The organism is Pseudomonas sp. LBUM1678 (assembly GCF_059695575.1).
Genome location: NZ_CP166775.1, coordinates 3,159,421 through 3,184,613, shown reverse-complemented (window position 1 = coordinate 3,184,613; position 25,193 = coordinate 3,159,421). Strand labels below are relative to the sequence as shown.

21 protein-coding genes and 2 pseudogenes are annotated in these 25,193 nt (G+C 60.5%); 7 read left to right on the top strand and 16 right to left on the bottom strand.

Translation table 11 applies throughout. The features are described from left to right. Positions 1–44 precede the first annotated feature (44 nt). The 3 genes and pseudogenes from ACA070_RS14640 to ACA070_RS14630 form a co-directional block, all read left to right on the top strand. Positions 45–356 (top strand): annotated as a pseudogene (locus ACA070_RS14640) (spermidine synthase); the annotation flags it as partial. A gap of 96 nt (positions 357–452) precedes the next feature. Next, on the top strand, positions 453–1,826 hold the full coding sequence (locus ACA070_RS14635) for a J domain-containing protein (RefSeq protein ID WP_497451740.1): 1,374 nt from the start codon (positions 453–455) through the stop codon (positions 1,824–1,826). Then, positions 1,823–2,818 carry a DUF3829 domain-containing protein gene (locus ACA070_RS14630; RefSeq protein ID WP_497451739.1) on the top strand — a complete coding sequence of 332 codons (996 nt, stop codon included), beginning with the start codon at positions 1,823–1,825 and terminating at the stop codon, positions 2,816–2,818. Before ACA070_RS14635 ends, ACA070_RS14630 begins: the two co-directional genes overlap by 4 nt. Positions 2,819–2,931: 113 nt before the next feature. On the opposite strand, the gene ACA070_RS14625 is transcribed toward ACA070_RS14630, so the two are convergent. Beyond that, complete coding sequence (locus ACA070_RS14625) at positions 2,932–3,603, bottom strand: DUF3313 domain-containing protein (RefSeq protein ID WP_497451738.1); 672 nt, start codon at positions 3,601–3,603, stop codon at positions 2,932–2,934. Positions 3,604–3,817: 214 nt separating this feature from the next. Here ACA070_RS14625 and ACA070_RS14620 point away from each other — a divergent pair, with 214 nt between their 5' ends. After that, the gene (locus ACA070_RS14620) at positions 3,818–6,172 is read left to right on the top strand and encodes a tetratricopeptide repeat protein (protein WP_497451737.1); all 2,355 of its coding nucleotides are present in this window, start codon (positions 3,818–3,820) and stop codon (positions 6,170–6,172) included. Positions 6,173–6,337: 165 nt separating this feature from the next. On the opposite strand, the gene ACA070_RS14615 is transcribed toward ACA070_RS14620, so the two are convergent. The 3 genes from ACA070_RS14615 to nirA form a co-directional block, all read right to left on the bottom strand. Continuing rightward, positions 6,338–7,306: a hypothetical protein gene (locus ACA070_RS14615; protein ID WP_497451736.1), complete on the bottom strand. Its 969-nt coding sequence runs from the start codon at positions 7,304–7,306 to the stop codon at positions 6,338–6,340. A 263-nt stretch (positions 7,307–7,569) separates the two neighbouring features. Further along, positions 7,570–8,049 carry a DUF934 domain-containing protein gene (locus ACA070_RS14610; RefSeq protein WP_497451735.1) on the bottom strand — a complete coding sequence of 160 codons (480 nt, stop codon included), beginning with the start codon at positions 8,047–8,049 and terminating at the stop codon, positions 7,570–7,572. Next, positions 8,046–9,719, bottom strand: coding sequence for a nitrite reductase NirA (gene nirA / locus ACA070_RS14605; protein ID WP_497451734.1), 1,674 nt, complete (start codon positions 9,717–9,719; stop codon positions 8,046–8,048). The genes ACA070_RS14610 and nirA overlap by 4 nt, the downstream gene beginning before the upstream one ends. Positions 9,720–10,144: 425 nt before the next feature. Here nirA and ccoN point away from each other — a divergent pair, with 425 nt between their 5' ends. Beyond that, positions 10,145–11,572: a cytochrome-c oxidase, cbb3-type subunit I gene (ccoN, locus tag ACA070_RS14600; protein WP_497451733.1), complete on the top strand. Its 1,428-nt coding sequence runs from the start codon at positions 10,145–10,147 to the stop codon at positions 11,570–11,572. 15 nt (positions 11,573–11,587) lie between these two features. After that, complete coding sequence (locus ACA070_RS14595; protein WP_497451732.1) at positions 11,588–11,809, top strand: cbb3-type cytochrome c oxidase subunit 3; 222 nt, start codon at positions 11,588–11,590, stop codon at positions 11,807–11,809. A gap of 63 nt (positions 11,810–11,872) precedes the next feature. Here the strand turns inward: ACA070_RS14595 and ACA070_RS14590 are convergent, their stop codons facing one another. Next, on the bottom strand, positions 11,873–12,367 hold the full coding sequence (locus tag ACA070_RS14590; RefSeq protein ID WP_497451731.1) for a hypothetical protein: 495 nt from the start codon (positions 12,365–12,367) through the stop codon (positions 11,873–11,875). Positions 12,368–12,647: 280 nt separating this feature from the next. On the opposite strand from ACA070_RS14590, the pseudogene ACA070_RS14585 reads away from it, so the two are divergent. Next, a pseudogene (locus ACA070_RS14585) lies at positions 12,648–13,339 on the top strand (aspartate/glutamate racemase family protein). Between the two features lies 1 nt (position 13,340). Here ACA070_RS14585 and ACA070_RS14580 read toward each other — a convergent pair. From ACA070_RS14580 to ACA070_RS14530, 11 genes are all read right to left on the bottom strand, one after another. After that, entirely contained in the window at positions 13,341–13,862 is a 522-nt protein-coding gene (locus ACA070_RS14580; protein ID WP_497451730.1) for a GNAT family N-acetyltransferase, read from the bottom strand. A 185-nt stretch (positions 13,863–14,047) separates the two neighbouring features. Then, positions 14,048–15,028: a LysR substrate-binding domain-containing protein gene (locus tag ACA070_RS14575; RefSeq protein WP_497451729.1), complete on the bottom strand. Its 981-nt coding sequence runs from the start codon at positions 15,026–15,028 to the stop codon at positions 14,048–14,050. Positions 15,029–15,118: 90 nt separating this feature from the next. Further along, entirely contained in the window at positions 15,119–16,066 is a 948-nt protein-coding gene (locus ACA070_RS14570; protein WP_497451728.1) for a peptidylprolyl isomerase, read from the bottom strand. After that, entirely contained in the window at positions 16,063–16,542 is a 480-nt protein-coding gene (locus ACA070_RS14565) for a YbjN domain-containing protein (RefSeq protein ID WP_497451727.1), read from the bottom strand. Before ACA070_RS14565 ends, ACA070_RS14570 begins: the two co-directional genes overlap by 4 nt. Before the next feature lie 20 nt (positions 16,543–16,562). After that, the gene (locus tag ACA070_RS14560; RefSeq protein WP_497451726.1) at positions 16,563–17,192 is read right to left on the bottom strand and encodes a DNA repair protein; all 630 of its coding nucleotides are present in this window, start codon (positions 17,190–17,192) and stop codon (positions 16,563–16,565) included. Between the two features lie 17 nt (positions 17,193–17,209). Beyond that, positions 17,210–18,910: a putative porin gene (locus ACA070_RS14555; RefSeq protein ID WP_497451725.1), complete on the bottom strand. Its 1,701-nt coding sequence runs from the start codon at positions 18,908–18,910 to the stop codon at positions 17,210–17,212. Positions 18,911–18,949: 39 nt separating this feature from the next. Beyond that, entirely contained in the window at positions 18,950–19,654 is a 705-nt protein-coding gene (locus ACA070_RS14550; RefSeq protein WP_497451724.1) for an energy transducer TonB, read from the bottom strand. 2 nt (positions 19,655–19,656) lie between these two features. Then, positions 19,657–20,082: an ExbD/TolR family protein gene (locus ACA070_RS14545; protein WP_461959094.1), complete on the bottom strand. Its 426-nt coding sequence runs from the start codon at positions 20,080–20,082 to the stop codon at positions 19,657–19,659. 11 nt (positions 20,083–20,093) lie between these two features. Beyond that, complete coding sequence (locus tag ACA070_RS14540; RefSeq protein ID WP_497451723.1) at positions 20,094–21,893, bottom strand: DUF2341 domain-containing protein; 1,800 nt, start codon at positions 21,891–21,893, stop codon at positions 20,094–20,096. A gap of 22 nt (positions 21,894–21,915) precedes the next feature. Continuing rightward, complete coding sequence (locus ACA070_RS14535) at positions 21,916–23,505, bottom strand: ShlB/FhaC/HecB family hemolysin secretion/activation protein (protein WP_497451722.1); 1,590 nt, start codon at positions 23,503–23,505, stop codon at positions 21,916–21,918. A gap of 53 nt (positions 23,506–23,558) precedes the next feature. Next, the gene (locus ACA070_RS14530; RefSeq protein WP_497451951.1) at positions 23,559–24,161 is read right to left on the bottom strand and encodes a transposase; all 603 of its coding nucleotides are present in this window, start codon (positions 24,159–24,161) and stop codon (positions 23,559–23,561) included. Positions 24,162–25,193: the final 1,032 nt, after the last annotated feature.

The window sequence follows — 25,193 nt, the reverse complement described above, 5'->3', positions numbered from 1 at the left end:
GTCCCTTGCTGGCTCTGTGTGTGATCGGTGCAAGCCCCTTGGGTTTCGCCGTCGATGCGTTGCCTGTGACCGACGACCAACCGCGCATCGAATACGCACCGTGGGTGCGCGCCAAGGAAATCAGTCGGGTGTTGCCAACCCTGCTCGACCTGCGTCAGCCACCGTTGCTGTTGAATGCCGACACAACGTTCATCGAGCGCATGAACGCCCATCAGCAGCGGCTGATGCAGTTCTATCGGGCAAGCCTGCACGCTTATGACGGTGACCGGGACGCCTGGGCCAGGGACATCCGCGAAGTGATGCGCGGTGATGGCGGCAATCCGTATTACCGCTGGTTTGTCGGCGACTTGAAGTAAGACCAGAGGACTTTTCGACGCGAAACAGGTAGGGTGCGCAGAATCAAACTGCCACTATTGGATCGCGTCGCGGGTTTTCATGGAGTTGCACACGCAATGAGTTGCTGGACCATCCTTGGCCTCCCGGCCGATGCCGATACGCGCAGTATCAAACGCCAATACGCAGCCCTGCTCAAACAGACGCGCCCGGATGAAGACCCCGAGGGTTTTCAGCGTTTGCGTGAGGCGTATGAACACGCGCTGAGCATCAAAGAGTGGGAGCAATTGCGCGAGGAGAACTCGGGCGACGATGCCCCGTGGGACCTGACCGGGCTGTCGGTCGTGGAAGTCGACACGCTGCAACTGGTTACCCGTTCGCTGGAGGGTGTCAGCCGTGTCGAGCTCGAACGACGTCATGCCACCGCCGTCGAACATGGCGCGGTGGACGTCATGGAAGATGCGGTGCTGAGGCATTGCGTTGAACACTTCGAAACGTGCGAAACACTGCTCGAATGGGCGATGGAAACCTTTCACTGGTTCAGTCTCTGGCAGCGACTGGAACTGGACGAAGAGCTAATCGTAGAGTTGTCGGAACAGCGCAAGCGCTTGGCCGAGCGTCGTGAAGCGCCGATATTTCTGGCCCGGCATCAGCTGCTGGCCACGCAACCTGCCGCCACGCCGGAGCATCGCGCCGCCCACTTGCTGTTGGCGCCGGGCCCTTTCAGTCAGCGCCGCGCCCTCGCCCGACGTTTGCGCGACGAAGACTGGGTGCAATGTCGCAAGCTGAGCTCTGCGTTGCACGCCAACCACCCGGACATCTGCGCAGACCTGCCGGGCGGCACACCGTTCTTTTGGCGTGACTGGGAATACAGCTACGACAGTTGGCCGATGTACTTGGGCATCGCCCTCGCCTGCCTGATCTGCACCTTTGTTCAATACGCGCCGGACGGCGCCCGGCTGGGGAGCTTGATCAGTGTCGCGGTGTTCTGGTCGGTGATTTACGCCGTGGGTGGTTGGGTACTCAACTGGCTGATGCATCAACTCGCCCATCGATTCTGGCTCTTGGATGATCGACTCAGCGCACGCCTGTTGCCCCGGTGCAATCCGCCGCAACCTGGCGTGCTGCGCGACCTGATGCCTTGCGCGGCCATGTCTACCGGACTCGGTTATGTCTACGGTCCGCTGGCGAGTGCCGTTTACGCCAGCACGTTGCTCGGTGTCGGCCTGATACGCCGGCGCCAGATCAAACCCCGTGTCTCCTGGGAACAGGCCAGCCCGATTTTCAAGTACGGCCTGATGGGCGTTGGCGTTCTGGTGCTGGTCGTCCTACTTGGCGTGTTCAAAGTCATCTCCAACCAAGGCACAGTCAACCGCAATCAGGGCCTGCAACAATGGAGCGAACGTTTGTGCAGCCGCATGCCGGCCAGCGCTGCCGAATGCAATGCTCCAGCCAACCATGAGCAGTGGTATGGCAAGGAGGCCGGGCGATGAATCGGGAATGGATGTTCCCCCTGGGGATTTTCTGGGGGCTGATTGCCTTGGGGATGTTCGGGATCGGAAAACCCCTGACAACGTTCGACTTGTGGCTGGACAAGCACGATGCATCCGTCACCGCGCAGGCCAATGCGTTGAGCCCGGTGATCAATTGTCTCAATCGGGTCGACGTACCTTGGCGGGTTGCTTATGAGCGCTACACATCGTCGGAGCATCCGGTGGAGCCGGTGCGTGACTGGATGGCCAACAAACATGATTTCGACGATGGCGGCTTCAGTGATGCGTCCTTTTCCCAAAGGGATGTCTGTTCGCAGAAAATCAGCGAGAAACTCAACATCCTTGAGTACGACAGCCCCTTGGCACTGATGGCTGACCGTTACGTGCAGGTGCTGGAGGGGGTGACGCCCCTGACGCTGAACATCGGCGTTTTCCAGCAAACCACCTATTTACCGACCAACTACGCATTGCCGCCCGATTTTGCCGAGCAATTTCAGCCCAGGGCTGACCAGTACCTCGCGGCCTCAACGGCGCTGAGACAACAAGTCGAATCGCTCGACCTTGAACAGCGACAGGCTCAGCTCAAGCTGATTGAAACGCGTCTGGGCAAGGACATTCACTGGTATTTGCTGGCTTACATGATCCAGGCCAGAGACACGCTGAACCTTGTCACCGAGGGCGTGAAAAATCGGACCCTGACGCCGCAGGCACTGGCTAAAACCACCGCTGAACTGCAATTGGCCTGGGATTACCGGCAGCAGTTCATCCGACGTCAATTGCCGGAAACGCAACAACGCAACGAAGTGCCGAGTTATCTCTGGTCGCATATTGCCAGGCCGACGCAGAAGTATCTGAATGCGTTGAACACCTTGCACAAGGATTGGCAGAACAAAGCCGAACCGCAGCGATTGAGCGATGACTTTTATGCGGTGACGCGTGGGTATGATTCGCTGATCAGCCATTACAACCGGTTGGCGCGGGCTGAGTATTGAGAAAAGTGTTGTTTTTGAGGCCGCCTTCGCGGGCAAGCCTCGCTCTCCTACAAGGGTCACCGAAACCTGTAGGAGCGAGGCTTGCCCGCGAAGAGGCCATCCGCCTCACTGCATCACTTGGACTTAAGCTTCAGATACGACTGATGCAAATCCGACGCCCAACCATCGATCACGCCTTTCACGTCATCGGCCTTCATCACCTGTGAATCGTTTTCCAGCGGCTTGCCGGTGCCCTTGCGCACGACCTGGGCTAAAACGTGATTGTTGCCGCCATCGAGAAACACTGCTTCGGTGGCCAGATCGGTCTCTTGATCACGAATACCGCTGGCCGTGCTGACCGCCGCGGCCACCAGCGCAATCGGGATCACTTCATAAGGCTTCAGCCCTTCTGTCTTGCTGCTCACTGCCGTAATCGCGGCACGCACCACAATTACGCCCGGGCCGGGACCTGCGGCCAGAGGCAAGGAGTTACCGATTTCACGCTTCAGCGCCTGGTCGTAGTAACCGGTGATGCCGTTGAGGGTGGCCTGGGGGATTTTCACCGTCGGTTGTGGCTTGGGATAGAGCTGGGTCGGCTCGATGTAGACGCTGGTGTATTTACTGATGTCGAGCTTGGGATCGACCCAGCGCATCACCGTCGCACCCGATGGCGACTTGGCTTCCTTGAGCTGGCTGTAGTCCTTGAGGAAACCTGAATACTGGTCCGGCTCAACGACTTTGCTGGCACACCCCACTACCCCGAGCGAGGCAATGCACAACGTGCCCATCATTAACGCTAGCTTCATGCTGTAACTCCTGTCAGAAGGCCGACAACGATATTGCATACGGGAATTACAGTTATAGCCAACACACGGCGTTTTGCGATCAAAAAGCACAATATTCATATCGCCCAGTGGCTTCGCCCGTCGCGCCATTTGACAGACGCGGATCATCCGGCAAAGCTGCACCGAGCTTGAACGCGCGCCTGACGGCAAACGCAACCGGACTACGGAAGTCGCAATGCCGAACCCTAAAAATAAAGCAGCAACCCCAAACCCTGATTCGCCGCCATCCCTGATTCACCGTTACCTGTTTCCCGTCACCATCGGCGTATTACTGGTGGCCGTCGCGGCGATCGGCTGGTTTCTGTTCAGCAGTACTCCAGCGCCGCTCAACACCGTGTCCGTCAGTACTCCGGTCGTTCACCCGACCAAACCGCAACCCGTCGCCGTGGCACCGGCGAAGATGGTCGACGAGCAACAATGCCAGGGCTGTCACAGCGAACAGATGAAGGACTGGCAAGGCTCCCATCACCAATTGGCGATGCAGGAGGCCAATGCCGAGACGATGCTGGGCGACTTCAATAACGTCACGTTCAAAGCGCAAAACGAAACCACGCGCTTCTCGCGCAAGGACGACGGGTTCTGGGTCAACACACCCGGCATTGACGGCAAGAATGCCGACTTCAAAGTGGCCTACACCTTTGGCATCGCGCCGTTGCAGCAATACCTGATCGAGGTCGGCGAAGGTCGCTTGCAGGCGCTGGGCGTAGCCTGGGATACCGAGAAAAACCGCTGGTTCCATCTCTATCCGGGCCAGGGCGTGAACTTCAAGAACCCGCTGCACTGGAGCAAGCCGAGCCAGAACGCCAACTTCATGTGCGTCGAGTGCCACACCACCGGTTTCAAGCGCAATTTCGATGCGGCAAAAAACACCTTCGACAGTCACTGGAACATCCTCGGTGTCGGTTGTCAGGCGTGCCACGGCCCCGCGTCCAGTCACCTGGAATGGACGGCGAAAAAAGGCGATCTGATCCATGCCGGTTTTGCGGTCGACCTCAAGGACAAGGACGCCACCGTCGAAATCGAAACCTGTGCCCGCTGCCATTCGCGCCGCGCACCGCTGGACGACGGCTACACCGTCGGCAAGCGTTTGATGGACGATTACCTGCCGAGCCCCCTGACCCGCGAGTTGTATGCGCTGGACGGCAAGATCAAGGATGAAGTGTTCGAGCACGGCTCCTTCGCCCAAAGCAAAATGTTCGACAAGGGTGTGCGTTGCAGCAACTGCCACAACCCCCACAGCACCGAACTCAAGGCCCCGGGCAACGGCGTTTGCCTGCAATGCCACAACACCGCCGGCAAGACTTCGGTGGCGGGCGTCGACGGCAAGGGTTTGCAAGCGAAAAACTACGACTCCATCAAACACACCCGCCACACCCTGGGCCAGCCCGGCTCCCAATGCGTGGATTGCCACATGCCCGGCAAGTTCTACATGGGCAACGATTTCCGGCATGACCACAGCTTCAGCATTCCTAACCCGCAGCGAGCAAAAAAACTCGGTACACCGGACGCCTGCCTGACCTGTCACCAAGGCAAGGCCGGCGACAAGATCACCGAGCAATTCAAGCTGTGGAATACCGCCGACACCGCGCAGGCGCCACGTTATGACGAAAGTCTGTGGCTGGTTCGTAACGGTCAGCCCGGCGCCGCGCAAGCCTTGTACGAGCAACTGCAGCGCAGCAACCTGCCGGCGATCCAGCGTGCCACCTTGCTGGCGGAATTACCGCTGTACCCGAGCGAGCAAGCGTTAAAACTTGCGACCAAAGACCTGAGCCACCCGGCACCGCAAGTGCGTGAAAGCGCGGTGCGGGCGATCAGCGCGTTCCTGCCGCCACCGGAGCGCGCGCCGCTGCTGACGTCGCTGCTGGGCGATCCGGTGAAGGCTGTACGGATCGTCGCGGCCCGGGACCTGCTGAGCGTGGCTCGCAATGGATTGGGCAACGCCCAGGCAAACTGGAATGCGGCGATTGCCGAGTACGAAGCGGTGCAGATCAGCCTGGCCGAGCGCGCCGAGGCCAACCTCAACCTGGCGATGCTCTATCAGGCCAGCGGTCGCAACGGCGAAGTCGAAGCGCTGCTGCGCACTGCCCTCAAGCGTGATCCGGATTTCTACCCGGCGCTGGTGACGCTGGTGCAATGGCTGGAAGCCAATGGACGCGGTCAAGAGGCGCAAACGCTGTTGGCGCAAGGCCTGAAAGACCACCCGGATGCCGCCCTGTTGCAACACACCCAAGGCTTGTCGCTGGTGCGTGCAGGCCAATCAGCCCAAGCCATGAAGGCCTTGCGCAAAGCCGCGCAACTGGAACCGCAGAGCGCCCAATACGGCTACGTGCTGGCCGTGGCGTTGCACGACAGCGGCAAGGTCGATGAGGCTTGCGAAGAGCTGGAGCGATTGTTGAAAGTGCAGCCGGCCAATCGCAATGCGCGGCTGTCGCTGATCCAGTACTACCTGGATAACGGACAGGAACCGAAGGCGCAGGTGCTGTTGCAAGGCTGGAAGAAAATGAACAGGGGCGATCCGGCGTTGAAGTGACGCTTTGTAGCAGCTGCCGAGCAGCGCGAGGCTGCGTTCGGCGACGCAGTCGTCGTAAACCTGCGCATGCGGTCATCCTGATGCACCGCGCGGCCTGATTTCACGACGACTTCGTCGCCGAACGCAGCCTCGCGCTGCTCGGCAGCTGCTACATGAACCGTGGAATCACCAGGACGAGCCGCTTTTAAGCGCCAACTCCCGCCGACTGTTCGCCCGCATCGCCTTGATCAGCGACACCGTGCCCACCAGGATAATCACCCCGGCAAACAGGAAGTCGATGGTGTACAGCTGGAAGTCCTTCACCGGCCCCACCAGCAAAACCCGAATCGCACCGATGCTCACCAGCGTGGCGAGAAAATCGATCCCCGGTTCATCGCGATAGAACACGTGCAGCAGCGGCAGGCACAGCACCAGTAGCAACAACAGCACGATCACCTTGAACGAGCCTTTGCGCTCGACGCTGAATGCGCACTCGTGGGCGCCATAGGCCTTGTAGTCTTCATCGCGGATCATCGAGTTGCGTTCGTTGATGTAGTCGACGCGGTTGTACTTCTGGATCGGCGTGAAGGTGTTCGACATCTCCATCAGGGTGGTGATGTTTTTGAACCTCAGATCGATGCGCTCGTTGCCCTTGAGGTAATACAGCACCGGCTTGTAGCCATAGCGGTAGGTATCGAAGGGAAATTCCGTGGCCCGGCCCTGCACTCCGATCGGTCGTGGTTCGAGTTCGGCGTAGGCGCTTTTGCTGGCCGACGCGAGGTTGCGGCTCAGCGGCTGGATCTTGACCTGTTCAAGGAACATCGGCGTGACACCGAACGACCACTGCAAGGGTTCCAGACGCAGGCGCAGTTCGTTGCGGCCCAGGTCGTAGCGGTTGAAGGTGCGTTCGGACACCACCACTGCGCCGCTGAGCATGAACTCGCCGCGCAGCGTGTTGGTGACGCGCAGCGTCAGTTGATCCTTGCCCAGCGCAGCGGCATCGCTGGTCGGTGGTGTGCCGCACCAGGCCGTACTGTCGAAGGCGCCGCCCAACTGGCCGTCGCGATTTTCCTTGAACACATAAAAGTAACTGGCCCACAGCGCCACTATCAGCAACAGCGCAATCAGCCCCAAAATCTTTTTGCCCACGCTCAAACCAGACTCCTTTCTTTGCCAACTCCCTGATGAGGCGCGGACTCTACCAAAATGCCATCAGCGGCCCAAGCAAAAATACCGAGGGCGGACTTGTAGCAGCTGTCGAGCTTGCGAGGCTGCGTTCGGCGACGAAGTCGTCGTAAACCCTGCAAACGCGGTTTTCCTGTAAAAACGCATCGCTTGATTTCACGACGACTTCGTCGCCGAACGCAGCCTCGCAGGCTCGACAGCTGCTACAAAAAGCAGGTGTTGGGGTTTGTGTGTCAGCGTCTTCTGAACAACGGCCGCGGTTCAATCACCGAACGCCCGTACAACACGCTCATCCCGGCCAATCCTTTCAGCGCATCCTCGGCGGATTTGTCTTCGCGCACCGCAAAACTGTCGAACCCGCATTGGCGCATGTGGCTGAGCTGATCGCGCAGCACGTCGCCGACCGCTCTCAACTCCCCCGTCCAGCCCAACCGAGTGCGCAGCAGGTACGCCTGGCTGTAACCGCGACCGTCGCGAAAGCTCGGAAAATCCAGGGCAATCAGCGGCAATGAGTCAAACCACGGTTTGAGGCTTTCCACCTCGTCATCCGGCCCCAGCCAGACCGCACGCTGTGCCGGCGCTTGAAGCCAGCGACTCAACGGCAATATCAGCGACCCGGTCGGTAACTCACCCTCCGGTTCCCGGACCAGCACCCACGGATCGTCAGCCACGATCCGCGCCACACCCTCCTCCAGTCGCAGCAGATTGTTCATGCCGAGACCTCCAGCACCTTCGGATAAACCTGCTCCTTGAAAGGCTCAAGACCGATGCGCTGCAAGGTGTCGACGAACAGTTCTTCGCTCTCGCGATAATTGACGAACGTGGCGATGATCCGCTCGATCACCTCCGGCACTTCGACGGCGCTGAAGGACGGGCCGATGACCTTGCCCAGGGCGCTGTTCTTGCCCTGGCTACCGCCGAGGGTGATCTGGTACCACTCGCTGCCGTTTTTATCGACCCCCAGAATGCCGATATTGCCGATGTGGTGGTGACCGCAGGCGTTCATGCAGCCGGAGATGTTCAGGCTGATGTCGCCCAAGTCGTGGAGGTAATCCAGGTCCTCGAAACGGCCTTGAATCGCCTGGGCAATCGGGATCGATTTGGCGTTGGCCAGCGCGCAGAAGTCGCCGCCGGGGCACGCGATGATGTCGGTCAGCAAACCGATGTTAGCGCAGCCCAGGCCCTGCTTGCAGGCCAGGCACCACAGCGTGTAGAGATCAGCCTTGGGCACGTCCGGCAGTACGATGTTCTGTTCATGGGCGATGCGAATTTCGCCAAAGCCGAACTGTTCGGACCACTCGGCCACGGCCGTCATCTGCTCGGTCGTCACGTCCCCCGGTGGTGAGTCAAAGCCCGGTTTGGTCGACAGCACCACGCTGGTGTACCCCGCGACCTTGTGCGGCTGCACGTTGCGCGTGACCCAGCGCGCGAAGGCAGGGTTCTCGGCCAGGCGCGTACCGAAATCCAGGTCAGTGTCGGACAGTGAACGGTAGTCGGGGGACACGAAGGCACTGGCGACACGCTCATATTCGACGTCGGTCAACTGCGCCGTGCCGTCCTTGAGGTACTGCCATTCTTCCTCCACTTCCTTGGCGAACGCTTCGATGCCCAGGGCCTTGACCAGAATCTTGATCCGCGCCTTGTACTTGTTGTCGCGTCGACCGTGACGGTTGTAGACCCGCAGCACCGCCTCGACGTAGGACAGCAAATGCTGCCACGGCAAGCCCTCGCGGATCTGCAGGCCGAGAATCGGCGTGCGCCCCAGCCCGCCGCCGACAATGACGCGCAACAGCATCTGCCCACTGTCATCGCGATAAAGGTAGAGCCCGATGTCATGCATCATGATGGCGGCGCGGTCCTGCTCAGCCGAACAGATGGCGATCTTGAACTTGCGCGGCAGAAACAGGAATTCCGGGTTGATGGTCGACCACTGGCGCAGGATCTCGGCCAGCGGGCGCGGGTCCATCAGCTCGTCAGCCGCCACACCGGCAAACGCTTCGGTGGTGATGTTGCGCACGCAGTTGCCGGAGGTCTGGATCGCGTGCATCTCGACCTGGGCCAGGCGTTCGAGAATGTCCGGCACCTGCGCCAGCTCGATCCAGTTGAACTGCATGTTCTGCCGGGTGGTGAAGTGGCCATATCCTCGATCGTAGTCCCGGGCGATGCTCGCCAGCGTGCGCATTTGCCTGGCGCTGAGGGTCCCGTAAGGAATCGCCACGCGCAGCATGTAGGCGTGCTTTTGCATGTACAGGCCGTTTTGCAAACGCAGCGGCAGGAACTCTTCTTCGCTCAACTCGCCCGTCATGAAACGCTCGACCTGATCGCGAAACTGCGCAACGCGTTCGAAGACCAGGGCCCGGTCATAGTCATCGTACTGATACATGTGGCTACCTCATCAGGGTGAATCGCACGCTCTGCATACCCCGTAGCAGCTGTCGAGCACCGCGAGGCAGCGTTCGGCTGCGCAGCAGTCGTAAACCCAGCACACACGGTTCACCTGACAGACCGCGTCGCCTGGTTTGACGACTGCTTCGCAGCCGAACGCTGCCTCGCGGTGCTCGACAGCTGCTACGGGGGTGGCGGTGCTTGTGATGGGGACTATGAACCTGCGGCGCAGTGCGTTACAGATTCACCTGACTCCTAAAAAACCGTATCAGACTGCGTCAGAACACCGCAGGCAAGCCCTGTATCTGATCCGCATAAACTCGGTTTTTCTGAGCCTGTTTTGTTTCCGGCAGGGTTTCTACAGTTGACGGCATGCCAGTCCGGGTGGCCTGGCAAGACTTTGCAACCGTGGAAGCATTGACCATGAGCACAGCAACAATCGGACAGGCCTATAACTACAAGGTCGTCCGCCAATTCGTCGTGGCAACCATCATATGGGGTGTCGTGGGGATGGCGATGGGGGTGTGGATCGCCTCGCAACTGGTGTGGCCCGAAATGAACCTCGACCTGCCGTGGACCACCTTCGGCCGCTTGCGCCCGCTGCACACCAGCCTGGTGATTTTCGGCTTTGCCGGCAGCGCGCAATTCGCCGCCAGTTACTACGCGGTGCAGCGCACGTGCCAGGTGCGGCTGTACTCCGACAAACTCGCCGCGTTCACCTTCTGGGGCTGGCAATCGGTGATTGTGGTGATGCTGATCACCCTGCCGCTGGGCTACACCACCACCAAGGAGTACGCCGAAATCGAATTCTCCGGCGCGGTATGGATGACCGTGGTGTGGGTCGCTTATGCCATCGTCTTCTTCACCACCGTGGTGCAACGCAAGACCAAGCATATCTACGTCGGCAACTGGTTCTTCGGTGCATTCATCGTCGTGATCGCGATGCTGCACGTGGTCAATCACCTGTCGATTCCGGTGGACTGGTTCAAGTCCTACCCGGTGTATTCCGGGGCCACCGACGCGATGGTCCAGTGGTGGTACGGGCACAACGCAGTCGGGTTTTTCCTGACCACCGGGTTCCTCGGGATGATGTATTACTTCGTGCCGAAACAGGTGGGTCGGCCGGTGTATTCCTATCGTCTGTCGATCGTGCATTTCTGGGCGCTGATCACCCTTTACATTTGGGCCGGCCCGCACCACTTGCACTACACCGCGTTGCCGGACTGGGCGCAGTCACTGGGCATGGCGATGTCGCTGATCCTGCTGGCGCCGAGCTGGGGCGGGATGATCAACGGCATGATGACGCTCTCGGGCGCCTGGCATAAATTGCGCACCGACCCGATCCTGCGCTTTTTGGTGCTGTCGCTGGCCTTCTACGGCATGTCGACCTTCGAAGGGCCGATGATGGCGATCAAAACCGTGAACGCCCTCTCCCACTACACCGACTGGACCATCGGCCACGTGCATGCCGGTGCCCTGGGTTGGGTGGCGATGATCACGTTTGGCGCCATCTACCACATGGTCCCGAAAGTCTTCGGCCGCGAGCAGATGTTCAGCACGCCGCTGATCAACCTGCACTTCTGGCTGGCGACCATCGGCACGGTGTTGTACATCGCCTCGATGTGGGTCAACGGCATCACCCAAGGGTTGATGTGGCGTGCAATCAACGACGACGGCACGCTGACCTATTCGTTCGTCGAGGCGTTGCAGGCCAGCCATCCCGGGTTCGTGGTGCGCTTTGCCGGTGGCGTGTTCTTCCTCAGCGGGATGTTGCTGATGGCGTACAACACCTGGCGCACGGTGCGGGTTGCGGACGTGGCGCTGGCCGAACGTGAAGCGCAGATTGCCTGAAGCGAGGGACTTGAGATGACCGAGATTGTGCTGAATCTGTTTGGGGTCGTGGGGTTTTGGCTAGTGATCGAGTATTGCTTGAAACACCAGACGGCTGAGAGCCTGGAGGAAGCCAGCCTGATGCCGTTTGCCGATGACCCTGAGGTGGCGCGGCGGGTGGAATTGGCGACCGGGAAGACAGTGAAAGCGGTGGCCCCGGAAGAAGCTAAACCCGGTTGGGGCAACATCGAAATCTGACCAACACCAATCTAATGTGGGAGCGAGCTTGCTCCCACAGGGTTTGGTGTTAATGCTGAGCGATCAGCCGCGTTCGCGGGGAATAAGGCTCTGCAACTGCTGCGCCAGGAAGTTCGCATCAAACGCAAACGTATCCGGGTCCTTCAGCCCATTGGTCTTGCGCCATTGCCAGCTCGTCGACGGCGGCAGGCACACCAGCGAAATGCTGCCATAGCGCGCGGCCGTCAACCCCATCACCGCCAATGAAATCTGCCCGCCCGTGCCCATCACATCCGGCACAAACTCCACCGGCTTGCCGGCAATGACAATGCCCAGTTTCTCGGTCTTGAACGTCGAGGTCTCGACCGGAACACTCGGCCCTGAAGCGACATACGACTCGCGACTCACCTCCAGAAGATTCGGCGTTTGGACCGGCTCCAGCCACTGCTGGATCTGATCGAACAGTTCACCGATGCGCGTCGTCCACACGGCTGATTGCGACTCAAACACTTGCTTCTTGTGCGCTTCGCTTTCTGCATAGTGGCGAAGCATTTCGCCCAGTTGCTGTACGTCGTCCATTGCGGTGTTCCTTTGGTTGAAGCGGTGCTGCGGAAATCAATCATGGCAGATGCAAGCCGCCGGCGTACGACAAAGCTGACGTGTGAGCATTTTTTAACGGTGGATGATAACGACGAGCGGTTACTTTAAAGGGATTACCCCTTGCCTGAAAAAAGCACCATGACACTTCAACGGAATATAAGCATTACAGTTGATTTGTCGCTGGTGCCCCCCATCGAACATAGGGAAACTCCCTCTCAGGCCTGATCTGTCAGCACAGGCCATAGCCTGAGGAAATCCAATGCGCACCATCGGCCTTATCGGCGGCATGAGCTGGGAGTCCAGCGCCGAGTATTACCGTCTCATCAACCAACAGGTTCGCGACCGGCTCGGGCCGTTGCGTTCGGCGAAATTGCTCATGTACAGCGTCGACTTCGGCCCTGTCGACAGGCTCAGCATGCCGGGCGCTGGGACGATGCGGCGGCGATTCTGGTGGATGCGGCGCGGCGGCTGGAGGCTGGCGGCGCCGAATGCGTGGTGCTGTGTACCAACACCATGCACAAGGTGGCCGGGCAGATTCAGGCCGCGATCAGCATTCCGTTTTTGCACATCGCCGACCCGACCGGTCAAGCTGCCGTGGATGCCGGTGCACTGAAGGTCGGTTTGCTCGGGACTGCCTTCACCATGGAACAGGATTTTCTCAAGGATCGCTTGAGCGCGATGGGTTTGACGGTGCTGGTGCCGGACGCCGAGGAACGCAACGCCGTACACCGGATCATCTATGACGAGTTATGCGTCGGGGTGATCAGCGAGGCGTCACGCAAGGTGTATCAGCAGGTCATCGAGTCGCTGACGGCGCGAGGCGCTCAGGCGATTATTCTTGGCTGCACCGAAATCGGTATGTTGATCAAATCTGAGCACAGCGCCCTGCCCTTGCTCGACACCACCGAACTGCATGCGCAGGCGGCGGTGGCGTTCGCATTGGGCGACTGAGTCAGTCAGACCTGGGCGTGCGACGCAAGCGCGCCATGCTCAGGGTATCGACCAGTCGGCCGTCCCGCACGGCGTAGTCGCGGAACAGGCCTTCGGTTTCGAAGCCAAACTTGCCGTAGAGCCCGATAGCCGCTTCGTTGTCGGCGTACACCGAAAGCTCGACCCGTTGCAGGTTCATCCAGTTGTCGGCGACGTCCAGCGCCGCTGCCAGCAGTTTTGAGCCCACGCCTTTGCCCTGCCACGCCACCGCAACAGCCATGCCGAGACTGCCGGCATGGCTACGGCGGATCCGCGAGAATTGCTCCAGGCCAATGTTGCCGATGACCACGCCCTGATGCAGCGCCACCAGTTTCACCAGCCGCTCGTTATCCGATGCCAGGCGTTGGCGCCAGATCTCGGTGGATTGAAACGGCATTTGCAGCACCTGACGCGTAATGGCCGGGTCGTTGTAGAGCGCGGTGATGCCGTCGATGTGGGATTCGCTGAAGCGTTCGAGGGTGATGGCCGGTTCGGTGGCGGGCATGGGTGACTCATCCTTGATGCAGACATGGCCGCTTACTCTACAACGCAGGCTTGCGGCATGGCGAGATCCAATGTGAAGCACCCATGTGGGAGCGAGCTTGCTCGCGATTGGGCCTTAGGATTCAACATCAATGTCGACTGTCCAGCCCCCATCGCGAGCAAGCTCGCTCCCACAGGGTAATGCGATCAGCCTTCGAACCACTCGCGGCGTTCGTTGAAGGTGTTGTGGATCAGCTCGACGATCATCTGCACTTCTGCCTGCCCCGTGGACCCGGCATTGACCGCCATCCATACCTGGCGCTGCATCGGTTGGTTGAACAACCCCGATAACGCGATCAGGCCCCGGTCGAACCGGCTCATGTAATTGGGCAGCAGACCGATGCAGGCGCTGCAACGGATCATCTCCAGCATCAGCTCATAAGAATGCAACTGCACCACCCCGGCCAGACGCTGATCGACCACACCGTTCCACGGCCGGAAACTCTCGACCTGACGATCAGGCTGCCATTGCACCAACATGAAGTCAGCCAGGTCATCGAGGCTGTCGGGCCGGGCCGATACTCGCGAATAACGTTTAGCGATGTGTGGCAGATAATCCAGTCGCGCCAGGCGCTGCGGCTCACTTATCGGGAAACTCGGGCCCGGCAGCGGTGAATCGGGGCCGGCCAGCCACAGCACCACGTCGGCACTGATCGCTTGCAACGACAATTCGCTGTCGAGGGAGATGATATCCAGGCGCACGCTGGCATTGCGTCGCAACAGCGAGACCAGATCGCGGCCCAGGATGTCGTGCAGAATCGACTCGGCCACGGCCAACCTGACCAAGGGCTGCTCAATGACCGGTATTTTTCGCTCATGCACCAGAGCGATCAACTGCGCCTGCAACAGCTGGCCGTCACGACTGAGGGTCAGCGCACTGCCCTTGAACTTGAACAGCGTTCGTTGCAGCTGATCTTCCAGCTGCGCCAAGTGCTTGCGTAACAGGCTTGCCCGCACATTGAGGCTGCGCGCAGCCTGCATGAAACAGGCACAACGGGCGCTGACCATAAAATATTGTGCCACCTCGGCATCAATCCCCGTCGCCAGCGCCAGCCAGGAATCGGACTTCACGCCGGGGGATCGGTAATCGGCTACACCCTGGCGTCCTGTGGGTTCTATAAATGACATCGATGACTCCCTGTCGATCTTTGTTTTTTGAATATTCAGCCCATTCCCTACGCGAGCAAGACAGCTCCCACGGAGGGATGCGCCCAAGCGCTATGGCTTTTCCTCCAGCGCCTTGTTCAGCACGGCGCCATCAATACTCAGCGTTGCGGTATTAAGCATTCCTTCCAGATACGCCTTGGCGATTTGCTCCTGACGCTGGGCACGCAATGCCTCGGACAGGCGCTCGCGCACTTCATCCAGGGTGGCGACGCGTGCCGGTTGCTGCTCGGTGAGTTTGATCACATGAAAACCGGCAGCGCTCTGTATCGGCTCCGACACGGCACCCGGTTTGAGTCGCGACACGGCACCGCGCACCTCCGGCACCAGTTGCTGCAACGTTTGCAGACCGGTGTCGCCGCCCTTCTCGGCGCTGGCTCGATCCTGGGAATACTGAGTGGCCAAGACCGCAAATTCCGCGGGAGCGGCCTGGGCTTTTTTGCTCAATTCCGACGCTTGCTTGCGCACGGCTTCAAGGTTCTGCGCATCGGCAACACCGAGGAAAATCTGGCTGACGCGGTACATCGGCGGCGTCATCCAGCCCGATTTGCCTGCCTCGTAGGCCTGCTGCAATTGCGCGGCACTGGGGTAATCGGCGGGCACTTGGCTGACCGACTGCAAATAATCACGAAAGATGATTTGCTCGGTGGCTGCGCGGGTTTGTCGCTCCACCTCGGGGCGCTGGCTCCAGCCCTGGGCATCGGCCTGTTCAAGCACGGCTTTCTCGGCCAGTCGTGAACGAATCCAGCTTTCCAGCGCAGCACGATTGGCCCGTAGTTGCTCCCGGGATTCGGGTGGCAATGTGGCGAGTACCGCTTTGAGTTCTTCGGGTGTCACCCGTTGATTGCCCAGGCGCGCCACCGCAGGTTCATTCGTCGTCAGCACGGAGGGCGCAGACTGCTGGGCCGCGACCGGGTCGTTACCCGGTCGCAGTCCCAGTGCCACGGCAACCACCAGCACGGCCAATGCGCCTGCACTGACCACTACCGTACGTTTTTTCACAGGGCTGCGACCTCTTGCACCGGCACGCCGGCGGGCTCGGCCTCGGCTTGCATCTGCGCGGCGTTCTGGCTGTACTCGCGCAGATACACGATGAATTCCTGCAGCAAACGATCCCAGAGTTCGAGATTGCCCCGCAGATGATCGGCGCTGACCCCGGCGGCGACCACGACGTCCATTTCCATCACCAGAAACTCGCCCGGTACCGACAACCGGGCAAAACGGCGCGAGGCATTCCACAGCTCTGCCAGCCCGGCCGGTAATTCGCCCTGCACCCGCAAGGCGCAGCTGAACGTGAAGTCGACGTATTGGCCCGGCTCAACCGCCGGGTTGCCGAAGCGCACGGCATAGCCGATGCCCTGACTGGCGCTTAGCAGCTGCACGATGTTGTTTTGTTCGGTCTGGTTGACCCGATAACCGGCAGCTTGCAGGACCTCGGTGAGGGACAATGGCGATACGTGGGTGATCAATTGCGTCATGTTATGTTCTTCCCTGGTGATCAGTGAGCGATCGCGGCTTGAGGCGCGTCGAATTGCGTCTTATAGAGTTCGTCGCCAAAGCCCTGGGCCAGTTCTTCGAACTTGACCCTTGCACCGCCGGCGAACGGCTGGCGAATCTTCATCACTTCGGCGACGTCGATTTTTTCGTAGGCCGTGAGAATCTCTTTGGCCACGCCATACATCTGCTGATTTTTGACTGAACATTGCTGCATTTGTGTGTCACGTTCAGCCAGTTGTGCCTGAAGCCTGGCTCGTTCGGCCTCTTTGCCACGGGCCATTACCAACAGTTCTTCGTAAGCCTTCTTGAATTTGCCGATTTGCTCGCTACTGGCTGCCGCTTGTGCCTGAGCCTGGCTTTGCAGGCTGTCATGCTGGCCGGCCAATTGCTCTGCCACGCCTTTTGTCTTGGCCAGGTCGGCCGTCAATTGCTTGATTTGCGCCTGTGCTGCCTTGGCCTCGCCCTGCGCCGCCAGTTGCGCGGCGCTGGCCTGAGCCTGTTGGCTTTGCAAGGCTTGCAGCTGTTGAGTGGTGCTGCGCAACTGAATGCGCAGACGCTCCTCCATGCCTTCGGCACTCGCGCCCTGAGCCATCATCAGCCCCAGTGCAAGCAGCAGGAATGTTGATTTCATGAAGCCCTCCCTGCGCCTTAGAAGCGCGTGTTGATTTCAAGCTGCAAGACATCGATGTCGAACGGCGCGCCGTACACCGCTTCGGAACTCAACCAGCGACCGGTGGCGACCACGTTCTTGGCCAGGCCGTAGTTGCCGCCCAGGAAGTAGCCCTTGGCGTTGGTGCCGCCCAAGTGGAACGACGAGTCGTTGAAGCCGTCCGGCAAGGCGTCGGGCTGGATGTATTTGTAGCCAGCGAAGAAGTTCCAGTCGCCCTGCTTCTTCAGCTCCAGTTCGTTGCCGAGGGTGAACTGAACCATCCAGGCATTGGCACCACTTTCGATATTGCCGTCACTGTCGAGGTTGTTGACGATCTGCCCGGCCGAGCGCTTGCGCATGTCGCCTTCGTCATAGCCGAGGTTGTGGATGTAGTTGCCCTGGCTGCGCAACTTGAAGTCCTGCGGTAAATCGACGTCCCACACCGCGTTCAGGTCCAACAGATTGAACTCTGAGGCCAGGCCGACGAATTGCGGTTGCGCCGTGGTGGCCGGGTTGAGCGGATTGGGCGTGATGTCGCGCAGCAGGAATACGCTGTTGCCCTTTTGCATGAAGGCCGAGCGCGTGCCATCGGTGTCGCAGCCCGGGGCACCGGCCCACGGTTCGCAAGGGCTGGAGCGTTGGCCTTCGATATCGTCGAAACGGTAGTAAGCCAGTGCACCCTTCAAGCGGTTGCTGCTGTTGATCGCCCATTTGGCGCCAATCTGCGCGCCGTACAGCCACTTGTTGTCGCTTTCTTCCTTGTCGAAGCCGTTACTGCTGCTGGTGTCGTTGGTGTATTCCACCGGGAACGCGCCGACGGTGCCGAATACGCCCCAGTCGCGGTTGAGCTTGTGATCGAAGATCGCCGCCACACCGTCGAAATTCAGGTCGTTGGAATAGAGCATGTCGGTGGACAGGAAGGGATTGGCAAAGCGCCCGCCGGTCAGGGTCAACTGATCGGACGGTTTCCAGTTCAGGTACCCCTGATCAAGCCAGATGTCTTTCTTGGCGAAACCGCCGCCGAGGGTCTGGGTGGTGGACACCGGGTTGTTGTCGGAACCGGTGCCGATGCGGATGCCGGCAGTCCATTCTGGCGAGATCACCGCTTTCATGCCCAGGCGGGCCCGCAGGCGAAACAGGTTTTCGCGGTCTTCGCGGGTGTTGAGCAAGGGCGGCAGGTTGGTGCTGCTGTTGGGGTTCACGTCGTACGGGCCGTTGTTGTTGAGTTTGGCGAAGTCGACGATTTCGTTACTGTTGGTCCCCGAGTAGTAGCGCGATTCGTCACGCAGGCGAATATCGCCGTCAAAACTGATGCGCGAGATCCAGTCTGGAAAGGTGTTGGGTTGCGCCCAGTTTTCCTGTTTGGCCGTGGCCATGACCTCGGCCTTGACCTGATCGCGGATCTGATCGCGAACCGCAGCCGGCACGTATTGCACCCGCACGTCACCCGGTGCCGCGACCGGACCGGCAGCGACGACGGTGGACGCACTCGCCGCCTGGCGGGCCTGCACTGCTTCGTTCTGGGCCTGGGCGATCAGCGCGTCGGCCTTGTCCTGCTTCAATATGCCCTGCTCGACCAGCAAGCGGATCAGATTGACCGTGGCGTTTTCCGAGGGCGCAGGGGCTGCCAACCCGTGGCCGGCCAGGGTCACCAGCACCATGCCGACTGCCAGGGACAATCGATTCACGTTGGAAATCATCTGCACACAACTCCTTTTGGCAACACTTGAAATATTCGGTTAACCCGGACGCCGCCCTTGCAGGGACAGGCGCACAGGCAAAGTCATGGAGGCCGGAGGCCGCTCGGTTAAATGCGGTGCGCTGCGCAGTGCGGCGATCACCTGCGTGTCCACCTCGGGGTTGCCGCTGGACTTCACCAACTCGACCCGGGTGATCTCGCCGACGCTGCTCAGCCAGACATCGGCCTGAAGCGAAAAAGCCAGGTTGCGCAGGTCCGGGTTCTCGCGCAGCAAACGCTGGAAGGTGAACGCCAGAAACTGGCTGTACGTGCCATTGCCCAACCGTCCGCCGCCCGCGCCAGCCATGCCGCCGCCCTTGCCCGCGCCGATGTTGAAGGCGTCGTTGCCGGACTGTGCATCGCCATCCATCTGCATCGGATTGGCCAGATCGTCGGCCGGGCTCGGTGGCGCCTCTTCCTCGGGTTTAACCTCAGCAGGCTCGGGCGTCGGTTCGGGCTCGACCATTTTTTCTTCCACCGGCGTCTCGGGCTCCGGTGGTTTTTCCGGCGGCGGAGGTGGCGGTGGCGGCAACGGGATAATCGTCGGCACCTTCGGCGCTTCCCGGCGTACACCGCTCATGTCGTTGGCCCATTGCCAGAGCAACCAGGCAGCCACGGCACCCAGCAGCAGGCCTGCGCCCCATTTCACAAAACCCAGGCGTGAGGGTTTGACGGGTGACGGGCGGATTGGGAGTTGTGCAGTCATGGTCAGCCCTGGGTCGGTTTGCCGGTCACGAGACCGACCTGGGACAGTTCAAGCCGGCGCAACAGGTCCAGCACTTCGATGACTTTCTGGTACTGCACCGTAGCGTCGCCGCGCACAATCACCGGAAAATCGGGGTTCTGTGCCTTCTCGATGCGCAAGCGATCTTCAAGCTCCGCCAGGGTCACCGGGTAGGCATCGAGGAACACCTGCCCGCCATCGTTGACCGAAATCGCCTTGGTCTTGGCTTCAGACAGCGACACCGAGGCACTGGCCTTGGGCAAGTTGATCTGGATGCCTGAAACCTGCGCCGTGGCGGTGAGGATGAACATCACCAGCACCACCATCAGCACGTCCACCAGGGGCGTGATGTTGATGCTGTCCACCGCGGCGTCATCGTCGTCATCATGGGAGGCATTTACGGAAGCCATGTCGATGCTCCTCAGGCCGGTACGGACGATGGGGTGTGGTTGCCACGGCGATGGGCCGCTTCACTGAATTGGCTTTCGCCGTGCATCTCCGCCAGGCGGGTGATGAACTCATCGACGAACACCCGCATGTCGGCGCTGACTTCCTTGTTGCGCGTGATCAGGCGGTTGTAGCCAAACAGCGCCGGGATCGCGACAAAAAGGCCCATGGCCGTGGCCAGCAATGCCGCGGCCATGCCCGGCGCGATGGCGTTGATGTTGACGTCGCCGGCCATGGCCGTGCCGAGGAACACCACCATGATCCCCAACACGGTGCCAAGCAGGCCGATGTAAGGCCCACCGGCAATAGCGTTGGACAACGTCGAGAGTTTGGAACTGAGTGCCTGGTTTTCCCGGGTGCGTACCCCGTCCATCGAGCAACGGATGGCTTCGATGGTCGCCGCCGAGACCGATGACGTGTCAGCGCCCTGCTCGCGACGGGTACGGATTTCCTTCACCGCGACCTGATACAAACGCCACAGCGAGGAATACTGAAGACGCTGGGCGAGTTCCTGGTCGTCGGCAAACATTTCCAGGCGCGTGCCGACCTTCGCGAACTGCTCGCGAAAGCTTTCGTTAGCGGCGCTGAGGCGACTGACCATGCGGTTTTTGCGGATCATGATGACCCACGACTGGAACATCATCAGCACCAGCACGGCGATGATCACCCACGCGTCGATCGGTACCGCATTGAGCAGGAAGCCGAGGCTGCCGAAGCCATAACCCGACTGTTCTTCATCGACACCGTAGGCCACCAGTTTCGACTCGGCGCCCTGGGAATTCGCATCAGCCAGCAACTGTGCGGCAGGCCGGGCGACCTTTGACAGGCGCAGTTCATCCATGGCGCCGTTGAAGGGCAAATAAGCGCTGGCGGACAGGTCGGCGCCGATGGCCATGGCCGAATTGAAGGCTGGCATTGCCACCGCAAGGCTCGCGGTTTCGCGACCGTTGACGTACAGCGAGACCTTGCTGCCTTCAGCGGTCAGTGCCAGGTGCTGCCATTGGCCTGGGTTCAGCGGTTGAGTGGACACCGCGCGCTGACCGTCGATTTCCACAAACGGCATGCCTTGGTTCAACCCCAGCAACAGGCTGTTCGCGCCTTCGCGGCGGGCCAGCACCAGTTGCTCGCCATTGGCCTGATCCAGACGCAACCAGGCACTGAAGGTGAATGCACTGCCCGCGTTGTGTTGCAACGACGGACTGGCGGGCAAGAGCAAGGGTTGACCGTTCCACTGCAAGGCACGGCCGATGACGCCGTCGAGGCTCGCACCCGTGGCGCTTTGCGCAGTGTTGCCATAAGCCGTGGTGTCTTTGGCCGGCGTGCCATTGGCGCCATCGAAATGGTAGAGCGCGGTGTAATTGGGGTCGAACGTCAGCTGGCCGTTGCCGGTGGCCGGGGCTTTCTGGTTGCCGTAATACATCCAGAGGTCCTGACGCTGGCCACCCTCGACTTTCGGTACGTCGACCCAAATCAGCGCCATGCCCATCAGCGGATCGAAGCTTTCGATCTGGTGGTTGAGCACAGTCTTGTCATCGGCGGCGACGAAGCGCAGGTCCGAACCGTCTTCCTTGACGCCGTCGAAGGTGAAGTTGCCGGTGTGCAGGCGCACCAGCAGCGCGGTACGCCCCAGCGCCTGGTTGATCGCCGCGCCCTGGGGTGTGGTGTCGACCGAAATCTGTTTGCGGTAATGCCAGTCGTCCTGCCACCACGCCTGGGCGGTGGCCGGGAGTACGAAGCCCAGGCAAATCAGGAAGGTGATGAATAAGCGCTGCATGAAGAGTTACTCCGTGTAGGGGTCAGAATGTCGCTTGCAGGTCGAAATGCAGGCGCGATTCCTGTTTCGAGGTATTCGGCCCTTCGAGCAGCGGGTAGCCCCAATCCAGGCTGCCGGAAAGCCATTTGCTCAAGCTCGCGCGGGTGCCCAGGCCGACACTGGCCAGGGCGTAATCCGCGTCCTGATCGGGGAGCTCGTCACGCAGGTACAACTGGGCGCCTTCGGCGAAGGCATACAAACGCCATTCCTGGACGTAACTGCCCAGGTACTTGGCGAGGGACGGCGTGCGTAGCTCCTGGCTCAGCAGGTAGCCGTCGTCGCCGGTACGCTCGGCGGCCAGATAGCCGCGCACCGAGGTCGCACCGCCGGCGGAGAATTGCTCGTTGGAAACCAACGGCCCGGAGGCCAGTTGGAACGCGATCTTGGATGCGCTCTGCCAGTCATTGGCGAAGGTGTAGGTGTAATTGCTGTCGCCCTTGAGCACGGCGAAACTCGGGTTGGAACGGTAGCGCTTGTAGTCGAAGTCTTCGTCGGAGCTGCCATAGCCAAACAGACTGCGCGTGCCGGCCACGAGGCTCAGGCCAAGTCCCAACTGTGAGTTTTCGGTGTAGCGAAAGCCGTTGTAGGCGAAGGTGAACGGCGCATATTGAAGCGGCACCTTGTCACTCTCGCCGGACAGCGTCAGGCGTTCGTCGAAGTCCTTGAAGTCGACCCCGGCCGACAGCGAGTTCGACCAGTTGCCGCTCGATGGCAAGGTGTAAATCGCCGAGATCCCGTAGGAGTGCCCCTTGCCCAGCACGTTGCTGCCGCCGATGGTGGCGACGTTGCTGTCGGACTGATAACCAGACAGCTGCACACTCCAGCGTTCACTGAGCGGCGCGGTGTAGGAACCGGACCAGACCTTGGCGTTGTCGGTGTCCTGGGGGGCGGTGAAGTACGTCAGCGAAATGCTGTGCCCGAGCTGCCAGAGGTTGTTGTAGCCCAAGCTGGTGACGGCGCGCAGCTTCTCGGTGTCGGCGCTGTAATCATTGTTCAGACCCACGCTGGCCTGCCACGGATTCTGGTCCTCGACCTGCAAGTCGACGTCCATGGTTCCCGGGCGTTGACCTTCATGCACCAGCGGCATGACTTGCCGGCCCGGCGTTTTGTTGAGTTGCGCCAGTTCGCTCTGGACCTTGCTGAAATCCGGCACCTCGCCTTCCTTCAGCGCCGGCACCTCTTCACGAATGTCCAAGGGCGAATAGTGTTTGGCACCGACCACGCGCACCCGGCCGACCTTGGTTTCGCTGACTTGCAGGTAGACGATGCCATCGTCGACTTTCTGCTCTGGCAACTCGACGAACACCGACTGATAACCGCGAGCCTGATACGCTTTCTGCAACGCCTCGCGGGCGCCTTCGATATCGCTCAAGGCCTTTTGCGGGCCGAGAAACGGATACACCGCTTCTTCGATCGCCCGTGCATCGAGCACGGTATTGCCGCGCACGAAATACTCGTTCACGTCGACCAGCCTGGCCGGCGCCGCCGCGTCTTCGGCGAATGCCGGCTGCGCGCCAGCCGCCACCAGCAGCCAGCTCCACAGCGCCAGCCGTGACTTGAAAAGATGCTCCACACCACCCCCTGAATTCGAAATGACCGTCGCTGTTTGCTCAGCGTTTGGCCCACTCAATTGCTTGCTGTCGATGTCGCAGCGTGTTTGCCCAGCCAGGTGTGCAGCAGCGCAAAGTTCAACGAGAACTCGGGCATTTGCAGCAAGGCACCGCAGAACACTTCGCCAATGATTTTCTGGATCACCTGCACCGCCCGCGGGTTGTTCAGCAGCGTGGCGATGTCGCGGCTCAATGCGTTGAAGCTCCAGACCTTCTGATTCAGGTCCAGGCCGACGAACCAGCGGAACAGCAGGTTGTAATTGAGCTGCTCGTACAACTGCTGCTCGCTGGGCACCGAATAGAGCAACTGCAACAGCAGGATGTGCATGACGGTTTGCGGGGCGATGAGCATCCCGGACTCGGCGTTGAGGCTGTGCAGAACGTCGCGATGATCGTCGAGCAGGTCATCGATTTGTGGGCGCAGCAGCACCAGTGAATGGCCCGGCGGGATGTAGCTGGACACTTCCTTCAAAGCGCCCTGCCAGTCATCTTGTGACACGATCCAGACCCATGGTGCGCCGTAGCGATAGACCGAAACCGGCTTCTTGCGCGCGGCTTCGACGATCTTCGACAGGCGTTGATCGAGTTCTTGCATGCCCACTTTCGAGTAGCGTTCCATAGTCCCCATTGCCTCACTCCCGGCGTCCCGCCTCGGCTTAAAAAAGTGGCCTATCGGCCCCCTCAAGCGCGTCACATAGGCATGACGGGACTGGCGATGTGCTACCGAACTTTTGTCACAAAAGCTTCATTTCTGCGGGGTTGGTTTCTTTTGGGGGGGATTCGGGGTTGGGGGCATATCCGTTGTTTGGGTTACGGCGGCTATTGGTTCCGCCCTTACGGCGGGTCACTTGGAAAAGCGCCAAGTAACCAAGCGCTCTTGCCCCTGACGTTCGGTGCCTCGCTGTGGCTCGGCATGCCCTCGCTCCGGTCCTGCTCCGTGGGCCCGCCGCCATCGGCCGTCCATGGCCGGGGGCGGCTAACCCGGCATCCATGCCGGGTTGCCCACTGCGCAGAACCTCCACTCGGCCTCTCGAGGGGGCGCTCACCGCCACAGCGCCGCGAGGCGGCCTACCGGCCGGCCTGGCTCGCGCACGTGTTTCCCTGTAGGAGCTGTCGAGTGGAACGAGACTGCGATCTTTTGATCTTGCCGTTGCTTTCGCTGTTTCTATGTTCCGCTATCGACACGAGGCTTAACTCTTGTGCATCGGTGACGCAGAGCCTGGGAACGATCAAAGAAAAAGCCAAGATCAAAAGATCGCAGCCTCGTTCCACTCGACAGCTGCTACAGAGGTCGGGGGGCGCAGGCTTTTCACCACTCATCAGGCCGAGCGTTAGCTCGCCTGCAGCTTTTGATCTTGATCTGCGCCGTCGGGAGGCCGAGCGCAGGTTCTGCCCAGTGGGCACCGCGGCAGGGATGCCGCGGTAGCCGCCCCCGGCCATGGATGGCCGATGGCGGCGGGCCCACGGAGCAGGACCGGAGCAAGGGCATGCCGAGCCTAGGCGAGGCACCGTACGTCAGGGGCGCGAGCGCTTGGTTACTTGGCGCTCTTCCAAGTGCCCCGCCGTAAGGGCGGAACCAATAGAAGCCGTTACCGCAAAAACGGATATGTACATCGCAAAAAAAAGGCGACCCAAAGGCCGCCCCAAACGT